We start from the raw sequence: 16,834 nt of genomic DNA, 5'->3' as shown, positions 1-16,834 counted from the left end.
GAAGCGGTAGGTTTCCCGGCTGTCCGGGTCAATTGTCCTGCTGACAGGGACATCGCGGCAACGGTGACCGACCGCCCTTACCTCGGAGAAGACTCCCGTCAGGATTGGCGAGTGACGTTTTCCTGATGTTTCGCTCGAAGTTCTTGTCGGTGTCTCCAACCCGACTTGATTGCATATGCGGGCGCCGATATTGTAGGCGGAACCGTCCGTGAGCGTTTGGGAGAGCTGGCGTCCGCGGTCGTGGTTGCCGAGAGGGCGTGGCTCATTCGGTGGCCCGCCGTGGCCGGTCTACGCTTCCCGCAGCCAACATTTGGGGGGAAATGCGGGTGGGAATCGTGGGTGTCGTGGAGCGGGTCGCCCGGCTTGCCGGCCGGGATCCGGACCGGGAGGCGGTCGTCTGCCTGCGCTGGAGTGAATGTGAAGAGCATTCAGAATCCTTGCGCTACGGCGAACTGGACCGTGCGGCCCGGGTGCTGGCCGGTCGGCTGCGGGACCGTTGCCGTCCCGGTGACCGGGCCCTGCTCCTCTATCCGACCGGCCTCGAGTTCGTCAAAAGCATCCTGGGGTGCATGTATGCCGGAATTGTGCCGGTGCCGGCGCCATTACCGGACGGGGACAAGCACCACCTGATGCGGGCGACCGGGATTGCGCTGGACTCGGATCCGCGCATCGTGCTGACCGACAGTGCGAGCCTGGTGACGGTCTCCGACTGGATGAGCCAGGACGGGCTGGACCGGTTGCTCTGTACGGCCACCGACATCGCCGTCGCGGACACCTCGGGCAGCTGGGACGGTTCGCCGCGAATCGGCGCCGAGGCGCTCGCGCTGCTGAGCTACACCACCGGATCCACCAGCGATCCGAAAGGCGTGATGGTCAGCCACGAAAATTTGGCGCACAACTTCGGCATATTCCGGGAGGCCCTTTCCCTGACACCGGAGGACCGCTGCCTCAGTTGGCTTCCGTTGCACGACAGCGCTGGTCTGATCGAAATGCTGCTCGAGCCGCTCTATCGCGGCGCCACCACATTTCTAATGTCACCTGACGATTTCTTCGCAGATCCGTCCCGCTGGTTGAAGGCTATCGACAAATACGATGTCCGGGTCAGTTCGGCCCCGGGTTTCGCATACCGCCGCTGTGCGCGGGAGTTGACCGACGAGCAGGTCAGCGGCGTCGACCTGGGTCGTTGGGAGCATGCCTGGGTCGGCGGCGCGGACCCGATCGAGCCGGAGCCGTTGATCGAATTCACCGACCGGTTCGCCGCGGCGGGCTTCCGTCGCGAGGCGGTGCGGGTCGGTTACCGCATCACCGAATCCACGCTCTTCGTCTCCGGCACCCGACCCGGTCGTCCACTCGCCGTGGAACGGTTCGATCCGAGCCGGTTGGAACAGAACGTCCTGCTGCCGGCGGCGGTCGATACGCCCAGCGCGAGATCACTCGTCAGCAGTGGCGTGGTGAACGATCTCGACGTCAGGATCGTCGACCCGGAGACCGGCGCGGTACTGCCCGACGGCCGGCTCGGCGAGATCTGGATCCGGGGCCGGAGCGTGGCCCGTGGCTACTGGCGGCGGGAGCCCGAGACCGACCGGGTGTTCGGCGCGACCACGGCCGCCGGAGAGGGCGGCTACCTGCGTACCGGTGACGTCGGCGTCTGGGCCGGCGCCGGGCTGTACGTCCTGGGCCGGATGCGGGAGATGCTCGTGATCGGCGGGCGCAGCCTCTACCCGTACGACATGGAGAAGGCGGTACGCACCTCCCACATCCGCTTCGCCGATCTCACCGGCACGGTCTTCGCGGTGCCGTCGCCCCGGCAGGAGATCGTGGTACTGCACGAGGTGCGCGGCGAGCCAGCGGATCCGGCCGCACTCTCCTGCCTGGCCCGCAGTGTCAAGGACTGGCTCAGCCGATGCTTCGGGGTGCGGGTCGCCAACGTCGCCTTCCTGCGCCCCGGCAAGGTGCGCAAGTCGCCGGGGGGCAAGGTGCAGCGGGCGCTGATGCGGGAACTGTTCATGGCCGACGCCCTGGATCCGGTCTACGAGGATCTGGACATCGAGACGCAGCGCCGCTACCGCACCGTCGGTCGACCCCTCGCGGCGCCGACGAGACAGGGCCTCTCGGTGACGGGCGGGAGGTCCTGATGGACGGGCACCCGTCGATCCCGGCGCCGCTCCCCGGCACCACCGCGGACCCGGCCGGTCACCCCTGCCAGATGGACTTCCGGATCCTCGGTTCGGTCGAGGTGGTCGACTCGACCGGCGCGGTCGAACTCAGCGCCGCCAAGGTACGCACGGTGCTGGCCGCGCTGCTGCTCGCCCGGGGCCGGGTGGTCTCCGACTCGCGACTCGCCGTCCTGCTCTGGGGAGACGACCCGCCGGTCACCGCGGCCGCACAGATCCAGACCTACGTCTCCCGGCTGCGCGCCAAGCTCGCCCCCGACGCCGAGATAGTCCGGCAGCGCCCCGGATACGTGCTGCGGGTCGCGCCCGACCGGTTCGACCTGGTGCGCTTCGAGCGGCTCGCGGCGTACGGCCGGGACGCCCTCGCCGACGGTCGGCCGGCCGAGGCCGCGCAGGCGCTGCGCGGCGCGCTCGCACTCTGGCGCGGCCCCGCACTCGCCGGGGTGACCGAGTTCCTCGGCGACGCGGAGCGTCCCCGACTGGAGGAGGCCCGACTCGCCGCGCTCGGCGACCGGATCGACGCCGAGCTGGCGCTGGGCCAGCACGCCCGGCTGGTCGTCGAGCTGACCGGGCTGGTCGCCGCGGACCCGCTGCGTGAGCAGTTCCGGGGTCAACTCATGTTGACCCTCTACCGCTGCGGGCGGCAGGCGGACGCGCTCGCCAGCTACCAGGACTACCGGCACCTGCTCGCGGAGGAACTCGGCATCGACCCGGGACGCGAGCTACAGGACCTGCACAAGTCCGTGCTGGCCGCCGAGGAGTCGCTCACCCTGCCTGTGGCGGAGCAGCGGGTCGTGGCCGGGGGCGCCCCGGTCGGATCGCCGCCCTCCCAGCTACCACCGGACGTGGCGGACTTCACCGGCCGGGACCGGGAGGCCGCCCAGGTGGCCGCGCTGCTGCGTAGCAGCGGGGACAGCGGCGGCCGACGGCTGGCCTGCGTGATCGGCGGAATGGCCGGGCTGGGCAAGACGGCGTTGGCGATCCACGTCGGCCACCTGCTGCGCCCGTCCTACCCGGACGGACAGATCTACCTGGACCTGCGCGGCGCCGGGCCACAGCCGGCGGACTCCGCCGACCTGCTGGGCACCCTTCTGCAGGCGCTGGGCCTGCCGGCGTCGGCCGTGCCGCCGTCCACGGCCGAGCGGGTCCAGCTCTACCAGAGCAGGCTGGCCGGGCGGCGGGTGCTGGTGCTGCTCGACAACGCCGCCAGCGAGCAGCAGGTGCGCCCGCTGCTGCCGGAGAGTCCCACCTGCGCGGCGATGGTGACCAGCCGGGCCCGGCTGGCCGCGCTGGAGGGCGTACCCCTGATCGACCTGGACGTCCTCGAACACGTGCAGGCACTGGAGCTGCTCTCCAAGATCGTCGGTGCGGCCCGGGTGGCCGCCGAACCGGAGGCGGCGGTCCGGATCGTCCGGCTCTGCGGTTACCTGCCGCTCGGCGTACGCATCGCGGGCGCCCGGCTCACCGCCAAGCCGCACTGGCGGCTGGCCCGGCTCGCCGACCGGCTCTCCAGCCAGCGCCGCCGGCTCGACGAACTCCGGATCGGTGATCTCGAGGTCCGGGCCAGCGTGGCGCTGAGCCTCCAGGGCCTGGAGGAGCCGGCCCGCCGGGCGTTCCGGCTGCTCGCCCTCCTGGACGTGCCGCGATTCGCCATCTGGACCGCCGCGGTGCTGCTCGACGTCACGCTCGGCACCGCCCGGGAACTGCTGGAGCAGCTGGTCGACGCCCGGCTGCTGGACGTCGTCCAGGTCGACGGGGCGAGCCAGGTCCGGTACCTCTTCCACGACCTGGTCCGAGCGCTCGCCCTGGAGCAGGCCGCCGGGGAGGAGACGGCCGACGAGCGGTACGCGGCCCTGGACCGGGTCTTCGGCGGGCGGTGGCCCGACCCCGGCACCCAGGAGAACCGATGAGCGCCGGGCTCCGTCCCGGGGTACCCGCCCGAGACAAGGGAGCCGAACGGTGAGCACGTACAGCGGCGTGGCGAGCGCCTGGTTTCTCCGCTTCGGCGCGGCCAGGCGGGCCACGCTCCGGCTGGTCTGCTTTCCGCACGCCGGTGGCGGCGCGAGCGTCTTCCGGCAGTGGGCGGATCTGGTCCCGGAGTCGATCGAGGTGATCGGGGTGCAGTATCCCGGCCGGCAGAACCGCTACGGCGAGCCGGTCATCGACGACATGACCGTACTGGTCGACGAGGTCGTCGCGGCGGTCAACCGTGAGCTGGCCGGCCCGGTGGCGTTCTTCGGGCACAGCATGGGCGCTGTGGTGGCGTTCGAGGTGGCCCGGCGGCTGCGGGGCGGCGCTCCGGTCGCGGTGCGCCGGCTTTTCGCGTCGGCCGGTCCGGCGCCGTCGGCCCGGCGCTCGCTCGGGGTGCACCTGCGGGACGACGACGGGGTGGTCGCGTACCTCCGGGAACTCGGCGGCGGAGGCGCGGAGCTGCTGGAAAACCCCGACATCCGGGAGTTGACGCTGCCCATGGTCCGAGGCGACCTGCGGCTGATCGAGACCTACCGGTACGCCTCCGGCGAGCCATTGACCTGCCCGGTCACCGCGATCGTCGGGGATCGGGACCACACGTTCACCACCGCCGACGCGCGGCACTGGGTGGTGCACACCAGCGCCGGACTCGATGTGCACTCGCTGCCCGGCGGCCACTTCTATCTCGACGACCAGGCGGACCGGCTGGTGCCGCTGCTGGTCGAGCGGCTCCTCTCCTGCTAGGGCTCAGCTCTCGCGGTCGCCGCGGCCGTCGCCGTCGTCCGCCGGGAGGTATCGGCGGACCCGGATGCCGTGGCCGCGGGCACGGATGCCGTCCGCCTCGGCGATGGCGGCGACCGGATCGGTGAGGAAGTCGAGCGCCACCGCGGTGTCGCCCTCGATCCGGGCGCGCATCCGCTCCAGCCCTTCCGGCGTGCTGGCCGCGATCGCCTCCAGCTTGCCCAGTGCCGCCGCCCTGAGCCGGTAGTCGTTCTCCACCTCGACCACGACCTCGGAGACCACCACGTAGCGCTGGATGCGGGTGGAAGGGCTGAGCCCTCGGTCCATCTCTTCCTGCACGGCTCCGAGAATAGTCGTACCTTTCGTGCGCAGAAACCCTTATTGGTCCCTGGTCAGGGGTCTTTATTTACTTACGGGGTTCCGGCGCGGTTTGGGGGTCTTCCTGTATGGACCTCGGGTGAGAATGCCGCTACCCTGCGGGATGGTGTGTGGTCCCGATCCATCCGACAATCCCCCACCGCAGGCTTCACGAGACCCCGAGACGACAGGCTGACCGGATGCGCGGCGTGGTGGTGTTGGGCGCCGGGATAGTCGGGTTGACCACTGCGGTCCGGCTGGCCGAGGCGGGTGCCCGGGTGACGGTGCTGACCGCGCACGACCCGGCCGACACCGTTTCCCGGGTCGCCGCCGCGGTGTGGTATCCGACCCGGACCAGCGGCGATCCTCGGGTGCTGGGTTGGGCGCGCCGCACCTTCGAGACCTTCGCCGAGCAGGCCCGGCAGGGTGTGCCCGGCGTGGTGATGCGGCCGACCCGGATGCTGCTGCGTGCACCGGTGACTGCCGGCGATCCCTGGTGGGCCCCGGCGGTCACCGACTTCCGCACCGTCCCGCCTCCCGAGGGGTACGCCGGACAGTGGCGGTTCACCGTGCCGGCGGTCGAGATGGGACCGTACCTGGAGTGGCTGGTCCACCGGCTCGGCGCGCTCGGCGTGCCGGTGCGCCGGCACCGGGTGGACCGGCTGGTCGACGCCGCCACCGGGGCGGTCGGGGCGGTGACGTCGGCCGCCCGGCCGGCGCTGGTGGTCAATGCGACCGGGTTGGCCGCCGGAGACCTCGCCGGAGACCCGGCCGTGCACCCGATCCGGGGGCGGATCGTCCTGGTCGCCAACCCCGGCCTCACCACCTCGGTGCGGGACGAGGCGAATCCGGCCGGGGTCACGTACGTGCATCCGCGCCGTCGGGACGTGGTGCTCGGGGGCAGCTACGAGCCGCACCGGACGGAGACCGGGCCCGACGAGGCGGCCGGTGACGCGATCGTGGCCCGCTGCGTCGCGCTGGTCCCCGAGCTGGCCGGGGCGCCGGTGCTCGGGCAACTCGCCGGGCTGCGGCCCGGTCGGCACGGCGGCGCCCGGGTCGCCGAGGAGGCGCCGGGGCTGCCCGGCCCGGTCCGACTGATCCACAACTACGGGCACGGCGGTGCCGGGGTGACCCTGGCCTGGGGCTGCGCCGACGAGGTCGTGGCGCTCGCCGGCACAGAACCAGGTGGGGCCTAGCCCGGTGGGGCCAGTTCGGCGCGGCCAGGGCTGGCGGCGGGGCTGGCGGCGTTCTGTCGAGGCGCCGGGGCGGTGGTCCGGGCCATCAGCACGTGCAGCGGCTCGGGCCGGCCGAGGTGGTAGCCCTGCCCCCGGTCGACGCCGAGCCTGCGCAGCACCGGGACCAGTTCCGGCCGGTCGATGTGCTCGGCGACCGTCCGCATTCCCAGCCCGTGCGCGGCCCGTACCACCGCGTCGATCAGGATCGGGTCCGAGCCGCCGTGGTCGGCCTGGCGGACGAACTCACCCGCGATCTTGACGGCGCTGAACGGCAGGTGCTTGAGATAGACGAAGGAGCCGTACCCGGCGCCGAAGTCGTCGAGGCTGAACCGGCAGCCGGCCGAGGTGAGCGTGGAGGCGAGCCGGCGGGCGGCGGCCAGGTTCGCGATGGCGGTGGTCTCGGTGATCTCCAGACCGAGCTGGGTGGCGGGTACGCCCGCGGCGGCCAGCGTGCCGACCACCCAGTCGCCGAAGCTCGGATCCTCCAGGGAGCGGCTGGAGATGTTGACGTCCAGCCGCAGCTCCACCCCGACCGCCCGGGCCGAGGCGAGTGCCGAGGTGGCGGTCTCCACCACCCAGCGGTCCAGTTCGTAGATCATGTCGCCGCGTTCCAGGGCCGGCAGGAAGTCACCGGGACCGATCTGGCGGTGCTGGTTGTCGCGTACCCGCATCAGCAGCTCGTAGCTGCGTACCCGGGCGTCCGCGAGGTCGATGATCGGCTGCGCGTCGAGCTGCAACTGGCCGGTGTCGAGTGCCTGGCGTACCCGGGAGAGCAGGTCGACCCGGCGGGCCGCCACGCGGTGCTGCTCCGGGGCGAAGAGCCGGGCCCGGTTGCGGCCCTCTCCCTTGGCCTGGTAAAGCGCGAGGTCGGCGTGGGCGAGCAGCAGGGTGTCGTCCTCGGCGCTGTCGAGTGGGGCGGCTCCGATGCTCAGCGTCACCCGCAGCGGCTCACCCCGGACCGCGAGCGGGGTACGGGCGACCAGGTCGCAGAGGCCGGCCCCGATCGCGAGCGCCCGGTCGGCGTCGCAGCAGGGGAGCAGCACGGCGAACTCGTCCCCGCCGAGCCGGCCGAGCACCGCATCGGGTGGCAGGTGACGGGTCAGCAGGCGGGCCAGCAGCCGGAGCACCTCGTCGCCGACCGTGTGGCCACGCAGGTCGTTGATGTCCTTGAAGTTGTCGATGTCGATCAGGAGCAGTGCCGCGGTCGCCGGTGCACCGGCGGCGGTCAGCTCGCTCATCCGGGCGGTCAGGGCCCGCCGGTTCGGCAGGCCGGTCAGCGGGTCGTGTTCGGCCAGGTAGGCGAGCTCGTCCTGGACCTTCCGGATCTCGGTGATGTCGTGCGCCGTACCGAGCATCCGCAGCGGGCGGCCGGACTCGTCGGTGAAGACCTCGCCGTAGCACTCCAGGATCCGCATCTGCCGGCTGTTCGCCTGGTACATCCGGTGGGTGTAGGTGAAGGGTGCCGCCTCCCGGATCGCCCGGTCCAGGGCCGCCTCGATCATCCCGAGGTCGTCGGGATGGATCATCGTCCGGTAGGTCGGGTAGTCCAGGGCCGTCTCCGGAGCCAGCCCGATCATCGCCTTGAGGGTGGGTGACCAGACCACCTGGTCGGTGGGGAGGTGCCACTCCCAGGTGCCGACCCGGGCCAGTTGCTCGATCCGGGAGAGCCGCCAGGCGTAGTCGTCGGCGCGGCGCCGGTCGGCGCGCTGCTCGGTGACGTCGGTCAGTTCGTACACCAACCGGGCGTCCGGCTCCGGTGCGCTGCGCGGCAGCGGCGGCAGCCGCCGGCACGTCACTCGCAGGTGCCGGACCTGACCGTCGGCCGTCGGGCAGCGCAGCTCGACCGGCGGGCCGTCCGGGGTGGCGGTGGCGAAGGGCAGCGAGCCGATGTCCGCGCCGACCAGCTGGCCGAGCCGCTGTGCGGCGCGGTTGTACCAGGTCACCTCGCCCTGCTCGGAGGTGGTCAGCAGGGCGGTGGAGGTGGTGTCGAGCACCGCGGTGGGCACACTGGACGGCAGTGCGGACACGTGGCCTCCCGTAGTGATCGGCTGGATCCGGTGCACGGCACGCGGGACGCGCACGGCCGGCCGTAACGGCGCACCGAGTGTACGGAGGTCAGACGCCGACGGCCAGCGTCGATCGCTGGGCGGCGCCGCGTCGGACGGGGCATCGTCGCGGGACGGCGTCAGGACAGCCCGGGTGCGTCCTGCCGGACGATCGCCACCGCCACCCGGCAGAACTCGTCCATGTCCGGGGTGAAGCCCTCGGCGATGTCGGGGTGCAGCCCGGCCCTGGTCTCGTCGAGCAGCCGGCGGCAGACCTCGTCCACGGGTTCGCCGGCGTAGTCGGCGCGAACCCGGTCGGTCGCCGTACGCAGCGCGGAGGTGAGCTGCTCCTCCAGCGGCCCCCGCAGACGCTGCCGCGTCGCCTCCAGCCCGGTGCCGTCGAGTGTCACGTGTGGCTCCGACATGGCCCGCTCCCTCCGTCGCCGGTGTCGTCACCGCCGGATCCCCGTCAGCCGCCGGTGATCGTCCGCGTACCCAGCGGCAGCCGCTGGTAAAACCGGTTCGCGTCGGTGGAGCCCGGTGCCGCGCGTGCCGGGGTACGGTGGGCGGCCGGCCGACGGAAGTCCACGGATCACACCACCGACGGCAGCGTGGTCACCCGGACCAGGTACGACACCTCGTCGGCCGGTTCCTCCCGGTACGAAATCTGCTGGATCTGCCGGTCGTCGACGTAGAGCGCGACGTCGGCAAGGACGCCGAGGTGCGCGAGGCCGATGTCGGCGGCGCGCTTCTTGTCCTGGAGCACGGCGCCGATCCCGCCGAGCAGGGTTGCCGCGTCGGAGGTCCGGCTACCCGGTGGGCGGCGCAGCACGACCTCCAGGGCGACCGGCTCGGTCAGCGCCGTCCAGCCGCTGCGCTGCGCCGCCGCGCAGGCGGCCTGGAGCAGCGTACGGACCCGGGCGGCCTGCCGGTGACCGGCCGCGAAGATCGACAGCGCTTCGGTCCTGACCGGTGGCGGCCCGCTGACCTCGAAGGACAGGGTGAGCGTCCGGGTGTTCTGCACGGCGGCACCTCCTCTTGCGGACGATCCTGCCCAAGGATCGCGGGAACGGGGCGCGTTTCGCCTATCGGAACCTGCCGCCTCGGACCGGACCGCCTCGGACCGGCCGGCGGCGAAGGCCGGCGGTAGGTGAGAGGCCGGTCCGGGAGCGTGTCGGCGTCGACGGCGACCTGCTGGCGCCGGAGGCAGCACCCACGGTAGTCGAGGCGGCGGCCCTCCGGAATATCACAGTGGATTCCTGCCCGCGAGCCGGTCGCCGGGCGCCCACAGCGCGGCTGCGCGGCTGCGCGGCTGCACGGTCGCGTCGTGCCGCTCATGTTTCGGCCGATGATCGTCGATGTTTCGTTCGCCGGGCGGCGGGGCAGTGGGGACATTCGACACCCTTGCCGGGTCCGGCAGCCCACGGGTCCGCCCGTGGCGACCCGCATCGGCCGGCGGCCTGAGGCGGGGTGCTTTCGCCGTGTGCCGGGACGGGTACGCCCCGGCCGTCGTGGAGAGAGAGGCGGCGTGATGAGCGATCACCGGATGCGCGACGTGAGATGTCATCGGCGGTCACGATGGGCGGACGCCGACGTCGGCAGAGTGGCCGGGGCCGGCCCGGTGGAGTGCGGTCATGGCTGAGCCGGACCGGGGACGCCGGGCCCACCGGGTCCGGCTCGGGGCGGCGGCGGTCGCGGTGACGCTGCTGGCGCCACTCGCCGCCTGCGGCGCCGGCGACGACGGCGGTATCCCCACCATCAACCTCTACTACACCACCGAGCAGAACATCCAGAAGGTGGTGGACGACTGCAACGCCGAGGCGGGCGGACGGTACCGGATCGTCTACCGCGTCCTGCCCCGGGCCGCGGACGACCAGCGCGTCCAGTTGGTCCGCCGGCTGGCGGCCGAGGACACCGGGATGGACATCCTCGGGCTGGACGTGACCTGGACCCAGGAGTTCGCCAGCGCGGGCTGGCTGCTGGAGTGGACCGGCGAGCGCAGGGCCGAGGCCGAGCGGGGCACGCTGGCCGGGCCCCTGGAGACGGCCCGGTACGAGGGCCGGCTCTACGCCGCGCCGAAGAACACCAACGTGCAACTGCTCTGGTACCGCTCCGACCTGGTGCAGCAGCCTCCCCGGACCTGGGACGAGATGATCCGGATGGCCCAGGAACTGCGGGGGCAGGGCCACCCGTACCGGGTGGTCACCATGGGCGCCCAGTACGAGGGGCTGGTCGTCCTCTACAACACCCTGGTGGCCAGCGCCGGAGGCCGGATCATCGACGATGACGGCACCAGGGCGGTCTTCGACGAGGGCGCCGTCCGGGCCCTCGAGGTACTGCACCGGTTCGCCACCGCCGGGATCACCACGTCCTCCTTCTCGAACACGATCGAGGACCAGGCCCGGCTCGACTTCCAGTCCGGGCAGGGTGCGTTCCAGCTCAACTGGCCGTTCGTCTATCCGGCGATGCAGGAGGCCGCTCCGGAGCTCGCGGAGAAGGTGAGGTGGGCACGCTATCCCGGGATCGACCCCGGCACACCGAGCAGGGTGACCATCGGCGGGTTCAACCTCGGGGTGAGTCGCTACACCCAACATCCGGACGAGTCCTTCGACGCCGCCGCATGCATCCGCAACGCCGAGCACCAGAAGTTCTCGGCGATCAACGACGGGGTGCCGCCGACGATCGAGAGCGTCTACGCCGAGCCGGAGATGGCCGAGGCGTACCCGATGCGGGACACCATCCTGGAGGAGCTGAAGGACGCGGCGACCCGGCCGCGCAGCCCGGCGTACCAGAACATCTCGACCGTGCTGTCGGCGATGCTCTCCCCGCCGTCGTCGATCGACCCGCGGGAGACCGCGGAGCGGATGCGGGAGGCGACGCAGGACGCGCTCGACTCGAAGGGGGTGTTGCCGTGAGCACCGAGACCGAGACCACGACCGCCGTGGACCGGGACGGCGCGGAGGGCGCGGTGCCCGCGCCGCGGCGCGGCCGGCCTGGCCGCGCCGGCCGGCCGGCGCTGAGCGAGGGAAAGCGGGCCGAGCGCCGGCTGGCCTGGCTGCTCTGCGCGCCGGCCGCGCTGGTGATGCTGGCCGTCACCGCCTATCCGATCCTCTATTCCGTCTGGCTGTCGATGCAGCGCTTCGACCTCAAGTTCCCCGAGGAGCGGGAGTTCATCGGGCTCTCCAACTACGTCACGGTGCTGACCAACGACTACTGGTGGACCGCGTTCGGGGTGACCATGCTGATCACCGTCGTGACGGTCGCCGTCGAGCTGGTGCTCGGGATGGGGCTGGCCATCGTGATGCACCGGACCATCGTCGGGCGCGGGCTGGTCCGGACCTCGGCGCTGATTCCGTACGGCATCGTCACCGTCGTGGCGGCCTTCTCCTGGCGGTACGCTTGGACGCCCGGCACCGGATACCTGGCCACGCTCTTCAGCGACGGGGCCCCGCTGACCGAGCGGGCCAGCGCGCTGGCGATCATCATGCTGGCGGAGATCTGGAAGACGACCCCGTTCATGGCGCTGCTGCTGATGGCCGGTCTGGCCCTGGTGCCGGAGGATCTGCTCAAGGCGGCCTCGATGGACGGCGCCACCGCGTGGCAGCGGTTCATCAAGGTGATGTTGCCGGTGATGAAGCCGGCGATCCTGGTGGCGCTCCTCTTCCGGACCCTGGACGCGTTCCGGGTCTTCGACAACATCTACGTGCTGACGGGCGGGTCGAACGAGACGTCGTCCGTATCGATGCTCGCCTACAACAATCTCATGCGCGGTCTCAACCTGGGGATCGGCTCGACCATGTCGGTGCTGATCTTCATCACCGTGGCGATCCTCGCGTTCGTCTTCGTGAAGCTGTTCGGCACCGCCGCGCCCGGTAGCGGCGCCGACGAAGGGAGGCGCTGATGGCGGCCGCCGACACCACCGCCACGGCAAAGTGGCGATGGGGACTGCTGGACGTCGTGGTGGTGGTCTTCGCGCTGATCCCGGTGCTCTGGATCGCCTCGCTGTCGTTCAAGACCACTGCCACGCTCACCGACGGGAACTTCATCCCCCGGGAGTGGACCCTGGACAACTACCGGACGATCTTCTCCACCGACATGTTCGTCCGGGCCCTGGGCAACTCGATCGGGATCGCCCTGATCGCCACCTTCATCGCGGTGGTGCTCGGCACGATGGCTGCCTACGCGGTGGCCCGGCTGGACTTTCCCGGTAAGCGGGCGCTGGTCGGGGTCTCGCTGTTGATCGCGATGTTCCCGCAGGTCTCGCTGGTCTCGCCGCTGTTCGAGATCGAGCGGTCGCTCGGGCTCTTCGACACCTGGCCAGGGCTGATCCTGCCGTACATCACCTTCTCGCTGCCGCTGGCCATCTACACGCTCTCGGCGTTCTTCCGGCAGATCCCGTGGGACCTGGAGAAGGCCGCCAAGATGGATGGCGCCACCTCGGCGCAGGCGTTCCGCCGGGTGATCGCCCCGCTGGCCGCGCCCGGGGTCGTCACCACCGCGATCCTGGTCTTCATCTTCTGCTGGAACGACTTCCTCTTCGCGATCTCGCTGACCTCCACCGAGCGGTCCCGCACGGTGCCGGTGGCGCTGTCGTTCTTCACCGGGGAGTCCCAGTTCGAGGATCCGACCGGCGCGATCTGCGCCGCCGCCGTGGTGATCACGATTCCGATCATTCTGTTCGTGCTGTTCTTCCAGCGTCGCATCGTGTCGGGCCTGACGTCCGGCGCCGTCAAGGGGTGAGATCGCAGTGGCTGACATCGTGCTGGACAAGGTGAGCAAGAGTTTCCCGGACGGGACCGTCGCGGTTCGGGACGTCGACCTGGAGATCGCCGACGGCGAGTTCGTCATCCTGGTCGGCCCGTCGGGCTGCGGGAAGTCGACCACCCTAAACATGATCGCCGGGCTGGAGGACATCAGCTCCGGCGAGCTGAGGATCGGTGGCCAGCGGGTCAACGACAGGGCCCCCCGGGACCGGGACATCGCGATGGTGTTCCAGTCGTACGCCCTCTACCCGAACATGACCGTCCGGGAGAACATGGCGTTTCCACTCCGGCTGGCCAAGCTGGACAGGGCGACGATCGAGCAGAAGGTCAACGAGGCGGCCAAGGTGCTGGAGCTGACCGCCCTGCTCGACCGCAAGCCGGCGAACCTCTCCGGCGGGCAGCGGCAGCGGGTGGCGATGGGCCGGGCGATCGTTCGGAGCCCGAAGGCGTTCCTGATGGACGAGCCGCTGTCGAATCTCGACGCCAAGCTGCGGGTACAGATGCGTACCGTGGTCTCCCGGCTGCAGAAGCAGCTCGGCACCACCACGGTGTACGTGACGCACGACCAGACCGAGGCGATGACCCTCGGTGACCGGGTGGTGATCATGCGGGGCGGCGCGGTGCAGCAGGTCGGCCCGCCCCAGGAGCTCTACGACCGTCCGGCCAACCTCTTCGTCGCCGGGTTCATCGGCTCGCCGTCGATGAACTTCCTGCACGCGGCGGTCGAGGACGGCACGCTGCGGACGGCAGTCGGCGACCTGCCCCTCGGCGACCGCATCCGGCGTGAACTGGCCGCCGAGGACGCTCCCCGGGAGCTGATCCTCGGCATCCGCCCGGAGCACTTCGAGGATGCCGCGCTCGTCGATGAGCAGACCCGGGGTCGGGGGACGGAGTTCGAGGCGCCGGTCGACATCGTCGAGTCGATGGGCTCCGACAAGTACGTCTATCTGACCGTCGAGGGCGAGCGGGCGAGTGCGGCGGAGCTGGAGGAACTTGCCGCCGACTCCGGCGCGGACGACTTCGGCGGCAACGGGGCCAACCTGGTGACCCGGCTCTCGGCCGAGTCGACGGTGACCGAGGGTGAGAACCGCCGGATCTGGTTCAACCTGGACAAGATTCACCTGTTCGACCCGGCGAACGGCCGCAATCTCACCCTGCACGACGGCGGGGACACGGAGACGCTGACGTCCTGACCCGCGGCACGGGGGACAGGCTCGGCATGCCGGACCGGTGGCCCGGACGGGGGCTCTCAACCCGCCCGGACCACCGGCATGCCAAGGCCTACCCGGGATGCCGGGAAGTATGCGTCCCGGCGATGTCCGGGTGGCCCGGTCCCGGCGGGACCGGGCCGTCCGGCAGGAGCCGGCCCAGCACCTCGGCCAGCACCGCCATGCCGTCCCGGCTCAACACCGACTCGGGATGGAACTGGACCCCGGCGTACGCCGGCCCGCGCAGCGCGTGCACCGCACCGTCGGCCGGGTCCCGGGCCAGCCGCACCGGCCCGTACGCCGTCGTCAGCTCGTCGGCGCCGGCCAGTGCGGTGTAGCTGGAGTAGAAGCCGACCCGCGCGACGGTGCCGAAGAGCGTGACCTCGCGGCAGAGCCCCTGGTAGGGCGCGGTGCGCCGGTGCAGGGCCAGGCCGAGCCGGGCGGCCAGCAACTGGTGGCCGAGGCAGACGCCGAGGGTCGGTGACCCGGCGTCCAGCAGCCGGCCGGCGAGAGCACGCAGGGCGACCATCTTCGGGTCCGTCGGATGCGCCGGGTCTCCCGGTCCGGGACCCAGCACGGTCAGTTCGGCGGTGCCGAGGTCGAGCCCGGCCGGGTCGGTGAACTCGGTCCAGCGGCGCACCGTCACGCGCAGGCCGAGCGCCCGCAACTGGTGCGCGAGCATCCCGGTGAAGGTGTCCTCGCCGTCGACCACCACCGCCCGCCGGCCGGCGAGCTCGGGTCGTACCGTGGCGCCCGGAGTCCGCTGCTCCAGCCAGAACCGGGCCAGTCCCGCGTTGCGGGCGGCGAGCGCCGCCCGTACCGCCGGATCCTCGGCGAGCCGGACCTCCGCCGCCGGGACCGGGCCGACCGGTGCCGGACCGCCGGGTCCGCCGCTCCGGACGCCCGGGCGGGCGGGTCCGCCGCTCCGGGTGGTGGGTGCGGCCGGCTCGGGCCGCAGGCCCAGCGCGGTCAGCACGCCGGCCGCCTTGGCGTGGGTCTCGGCCACCTCACCGGCGGCGGTGGAGTGCCGCACCAGGGTCGCGCCGACCGGCACCCGCAGGGCTCCGGTGGGAGAGATCTCGGCGGTACGGATCAGGATCGGCGCGTCCAGGGTCTGCCGGCCGGTGTCGTCGACACCGAGCAGCGCGAGGACACCCCCGTAGTAGCCCCGACCACGGCGCTCCTGCCGGGCGATCACCCGGCAGGCGTTCTCCATCGGGCTGCCGGTGACGGTGGGCGCGAACATCGTCTCCCGGAGCACCTCCCGCACGTCGAGAGAACCCCGGCCGGCGAGCAGGTACTCGGTGTGGGTGAGGTGCGCCATCTCCTTCAGGTACGGCCCGATCACCTGCCCACCCTGCTCCGCCACGGTCGCCATCATCTTGAGCTCCTCGTCGAGCACCATGTACAGCTCGTCTATCTCCTTCGGGTCGGCGAGGAAGCGCAGCAGCGCATCCCGCTCGGCCGGCCGGCCGGCATGGCGCAGCGTGCCGCTGATCGGGTTCATCATCACGAGCCCGTCCTCGACGCTGACGTGCCGTTCCGGCGAGGCGCCGACCAGGATCCGGGTGCCGGTGTAGACCAGGAACGTCCAGTAGGCGCCGCGCTCACCGGTGAGCAGCCGCCGCAGCGCGGCCAGGGCCGCCGGCAGCGGTGGTCCGGCCAGGGTGCCGAGGCGGGACCGGTGGATCACGAAGTTCGCCCCCTCGCCCCGGCCGATCTCCTCGCGGAGGACCCGTCCGACGATCTCGGCGTACTCGGCGTCGGTGAGGTCGAAGCCGGCGTCGTGGACCACGAGCGGCTCTCCGGGCAGGGCCGCCAGCGCCCGGGCCAGCGGCACCCGCTCGACCTCGGTGAGGATCAGGCACTCCAGCGGGGCGCCGTCGTCGACACAGGCGAAGCCGCGCTCGGCGACCTGCCGGTACGGCACCACGGCCAGCGTGTGCGGCCCGGCCGGTCCGGTCGGCAGGGGGATGTCGGCGAGCCTGGCGACGCGGCGTGGCAGGCCGACGCAGACGTCCAGGCCGGCGGCACCGTCCCGCCGCACCAGCGCGAACGGGCCGGGGTCGGCACCGGTGGTGATCGTGTCCAGCAGGTGGTCCAGCAGGGTCATCGGATCCGTCCCTCACAGCGTGGGGCCGTCCGGGGCAGTGGCCGTACGGGCTGGAGGAACGCTGGCGGCCGCCGCGTGGGGCGGCCGCGTGGATGAAGAGCTACGCGCGGAGGTCGGCCGCCGGGATGGCGGGCCACCAGGAGTTCAGTCGCGCGAGCACGGGATGATTCTAGGGCAGCGGCGTCGCTGCCGGCACCCCTTCCGGGCAACCGCCCACCAGTTGGGCG

General features: G+C 71.7%; 13 protein-coding genes. 8 read left to right on the top strand and 5 right to left on the bottom strand.

The window, feature by feature from the left end; translation table 11 throughout:
- Positions 1-326: 326 nt before the first annotated feature.
- The 3 genes from ACN28C_RS25935 to ACN28C_RS25925 are packed head-to-tail and all read left to right on the top strand — an operon-like array spanning position 327 to position 4,889.
- The gene (locus tag ACN28C_RS25935) at positions 327-2,135 is read left to right on the top strand and encodes a fatty acyl-AMP ligase (protein ID WP_422770141.1); all 1,809 of its coding nucleotides are present in this window, start codon (positions 327-329) and stop codon (positions 2,133-2,135) included.
- The gene (locus ACN28C_RS25930) at positions 2,135-4,084 is read left to right on the top strand and encodes a BTAD domain-containing putative transcriptional regulator (protein WP_422770140.1); all 1,950 of its coding nucleotides are present in this window, start codon (positions 2,135-2,137) and stop codon (positions 4,082-4,084) included. The genes ACN28C_RS25935 and ACN28C_RS25930 overlap by 1 nt, the downstream gene beginning before the upstream one ends.
- 49 nt (positions 4,085-4,133) lie before the next feature.
- A complete protein-coding gene (locus tag ACN28C_RS25925) occupies positions 4,134-4,889 on the top strand; it encodes a thioesterase II family protein (RefSeq protein ID WP_422770139.1) in 756 nt (251 codons plus the stop codon).
- Between the two features lie 3 nt (positions 4,890-4,892).
- On the opposite strand, the gene ACN28C_RS25920 is transcribed toward ACN28C_RS25925, so the two are convergent.
- Entirely contained in the window at positions 4,893-5,225 is a 333-nt protein-coding gene (locus ACN28C_RS25920; RefSeq protein WP_422770138.1) for a hypothetical protein, read from the bottom strand.
- Positions 5,226-5,443: 218 nt separating this feature from the next.
- Here ACN28C_RS25920 and ACN28C_RS25915 point away from each other — a divergent pair, with 218 nt between their 5' ends.
- The gene (locus ACN28C_RS25915; protein WP_422770137.1) at positions 5,444-6,439 is read left to right on the top strand and encodes an FAD-dependent oxidoreductase; all 996 of its coding nucleotides are present in this window, start codon (positions 5,444-5,446) and stop codon (positions 6,437-6,439) included.
- Here the strand turns inward: ACN28C_RS25915 and ACN28C_RS25910 are convergent.
- The 3 genes from ACN28C_RS25910 to ACN28C_RS25900 form a co-directional block, all read right to left on the bottom strand.
- Positions 6,436-8,505, bottom strand: coding sequence for a putative bifunctional diguanylate cyclase/phosphodiesterase (locus ACN28C_RS25910; protein WP_422770136.1), 2,070 nt, complete (start codon positions 8,503-8,505; stop codon positions 6,436-6,438). The genes ACN28C_RS25915 and ACN28C_RS25910 overlap by 4 nt on opposite strands.
- A gap of 158 nt (positions 8,506-8,663) precedes the next feature.
- Positions 8,664-8,948, bottom strand: coding sequence for a hypothetical protein (locus ACN28C_RS25905; RefSeq protein ID WP_422770135.1), 285 nt, complete (start codon positions 8,946-8,948; stop codon positions 8,664-8,666).
- A 167-nt stretch (positions 8,949-9,115) separates the two neighbouring features.
- A complete protein-coding gene (locus tag ACN28C_RS25900; RefSeq protein ID WP_422770134.1) occupies positions 9,116-9,547 on the bottom strand; it encodes a hypothetical protein in 432 nt (143 codons plus the stop codon).
- 610 nt (positions 9,548-10,157) lie between these two features.
- Here ACN28C_RS25900 and ACN28C_RS25895 point away from each other — a divergent pair.
- Genes ACN28C_RS25895 through ACN28C_RS25880 form a run of 4 tightly spaced genes read left to right on the top strand, consistent with a single transcriptional unit; the run spans position 10,158 to position 14,479 of the window.
- Positions 10,158-11,438 (top strand): ABC transporter substrate-binding protein, encoded by a 1,281-nt coding sequence (locus ACN28C_RS25895; protein WP_422770133.1) that lies wholly within the window; start codon positions 10,158-10,160, stop codon positions 11,436-11,438.
- Positions 11,435-12,424, top strand: a complete 990-nt coding sequence (locus ACN28C_RS25890) for a carbohydrate ABC transporter permease (RefSeq protein WP_422770132.1) — start codon at positions 11,435-11,437, stop codon at positions 12,422-12,424. Before ACN28C_RS25895 ends, ACN28C_RS25890 begins: the two co-directional genes overlap by 4 nt.
- Positions 12,424-13,263, top strand: a complete 840-nt coding sequence (locus ACN28C_RS25885) for a carbohydrate ABC transporter permease (RefSeq protein WP_421492315.1) — start codon at positions 12,424-12,426, stop codon at positions 13,261-13,263. Before ACN28C_RS25890 ends, ACN28C_RS25885 begins: the two co-directional genes overlap by 1 nt.
- Positions 13,264-13,270: 7 nt before the next feature.
- Positions 13,271-14,479, top strand: coding sequence for an ABC transporter ATP-binding protein (locus ACN28C_RS25880; protein ID WP_422770131.1), 1,209 nt, complete (start codon positions 13,271-13,273; stop codon positions 14,477-14,479).
- A gap of 88 nt (positions 14,480-14,567) precedes the next feature.
- On the opposite strand, the gene ACN28C_RS25875 is transcribed toward ACN28C_RS25880, so the two are convergent.
- A complete protein-coding gene (locus ACN28C_RS25875; protein ID WP_422770130.1) occupies positions 14,568-16,607 on the bottom strand; it encodes an anthranilate synthase family protein in 2,040 nt (679 codons plus the stop codon).
- Positions 16,608-16,834: the final 227 nt, after the last annotated feature.

Origin of the sequence: Plantactinospora sp. WMMC1484 (genome assembly GCF_049315195.1) — a bacterium.
Classification (GTDB): domain Bacteria; phylum Actinomycetota; class Actinomycetes; order Mycobacteriales; family Micromonosporaceae; genus Plantactinospora.
This window is presented reverse-complemented; position numbering and strand designations above follow the sequence as displayed.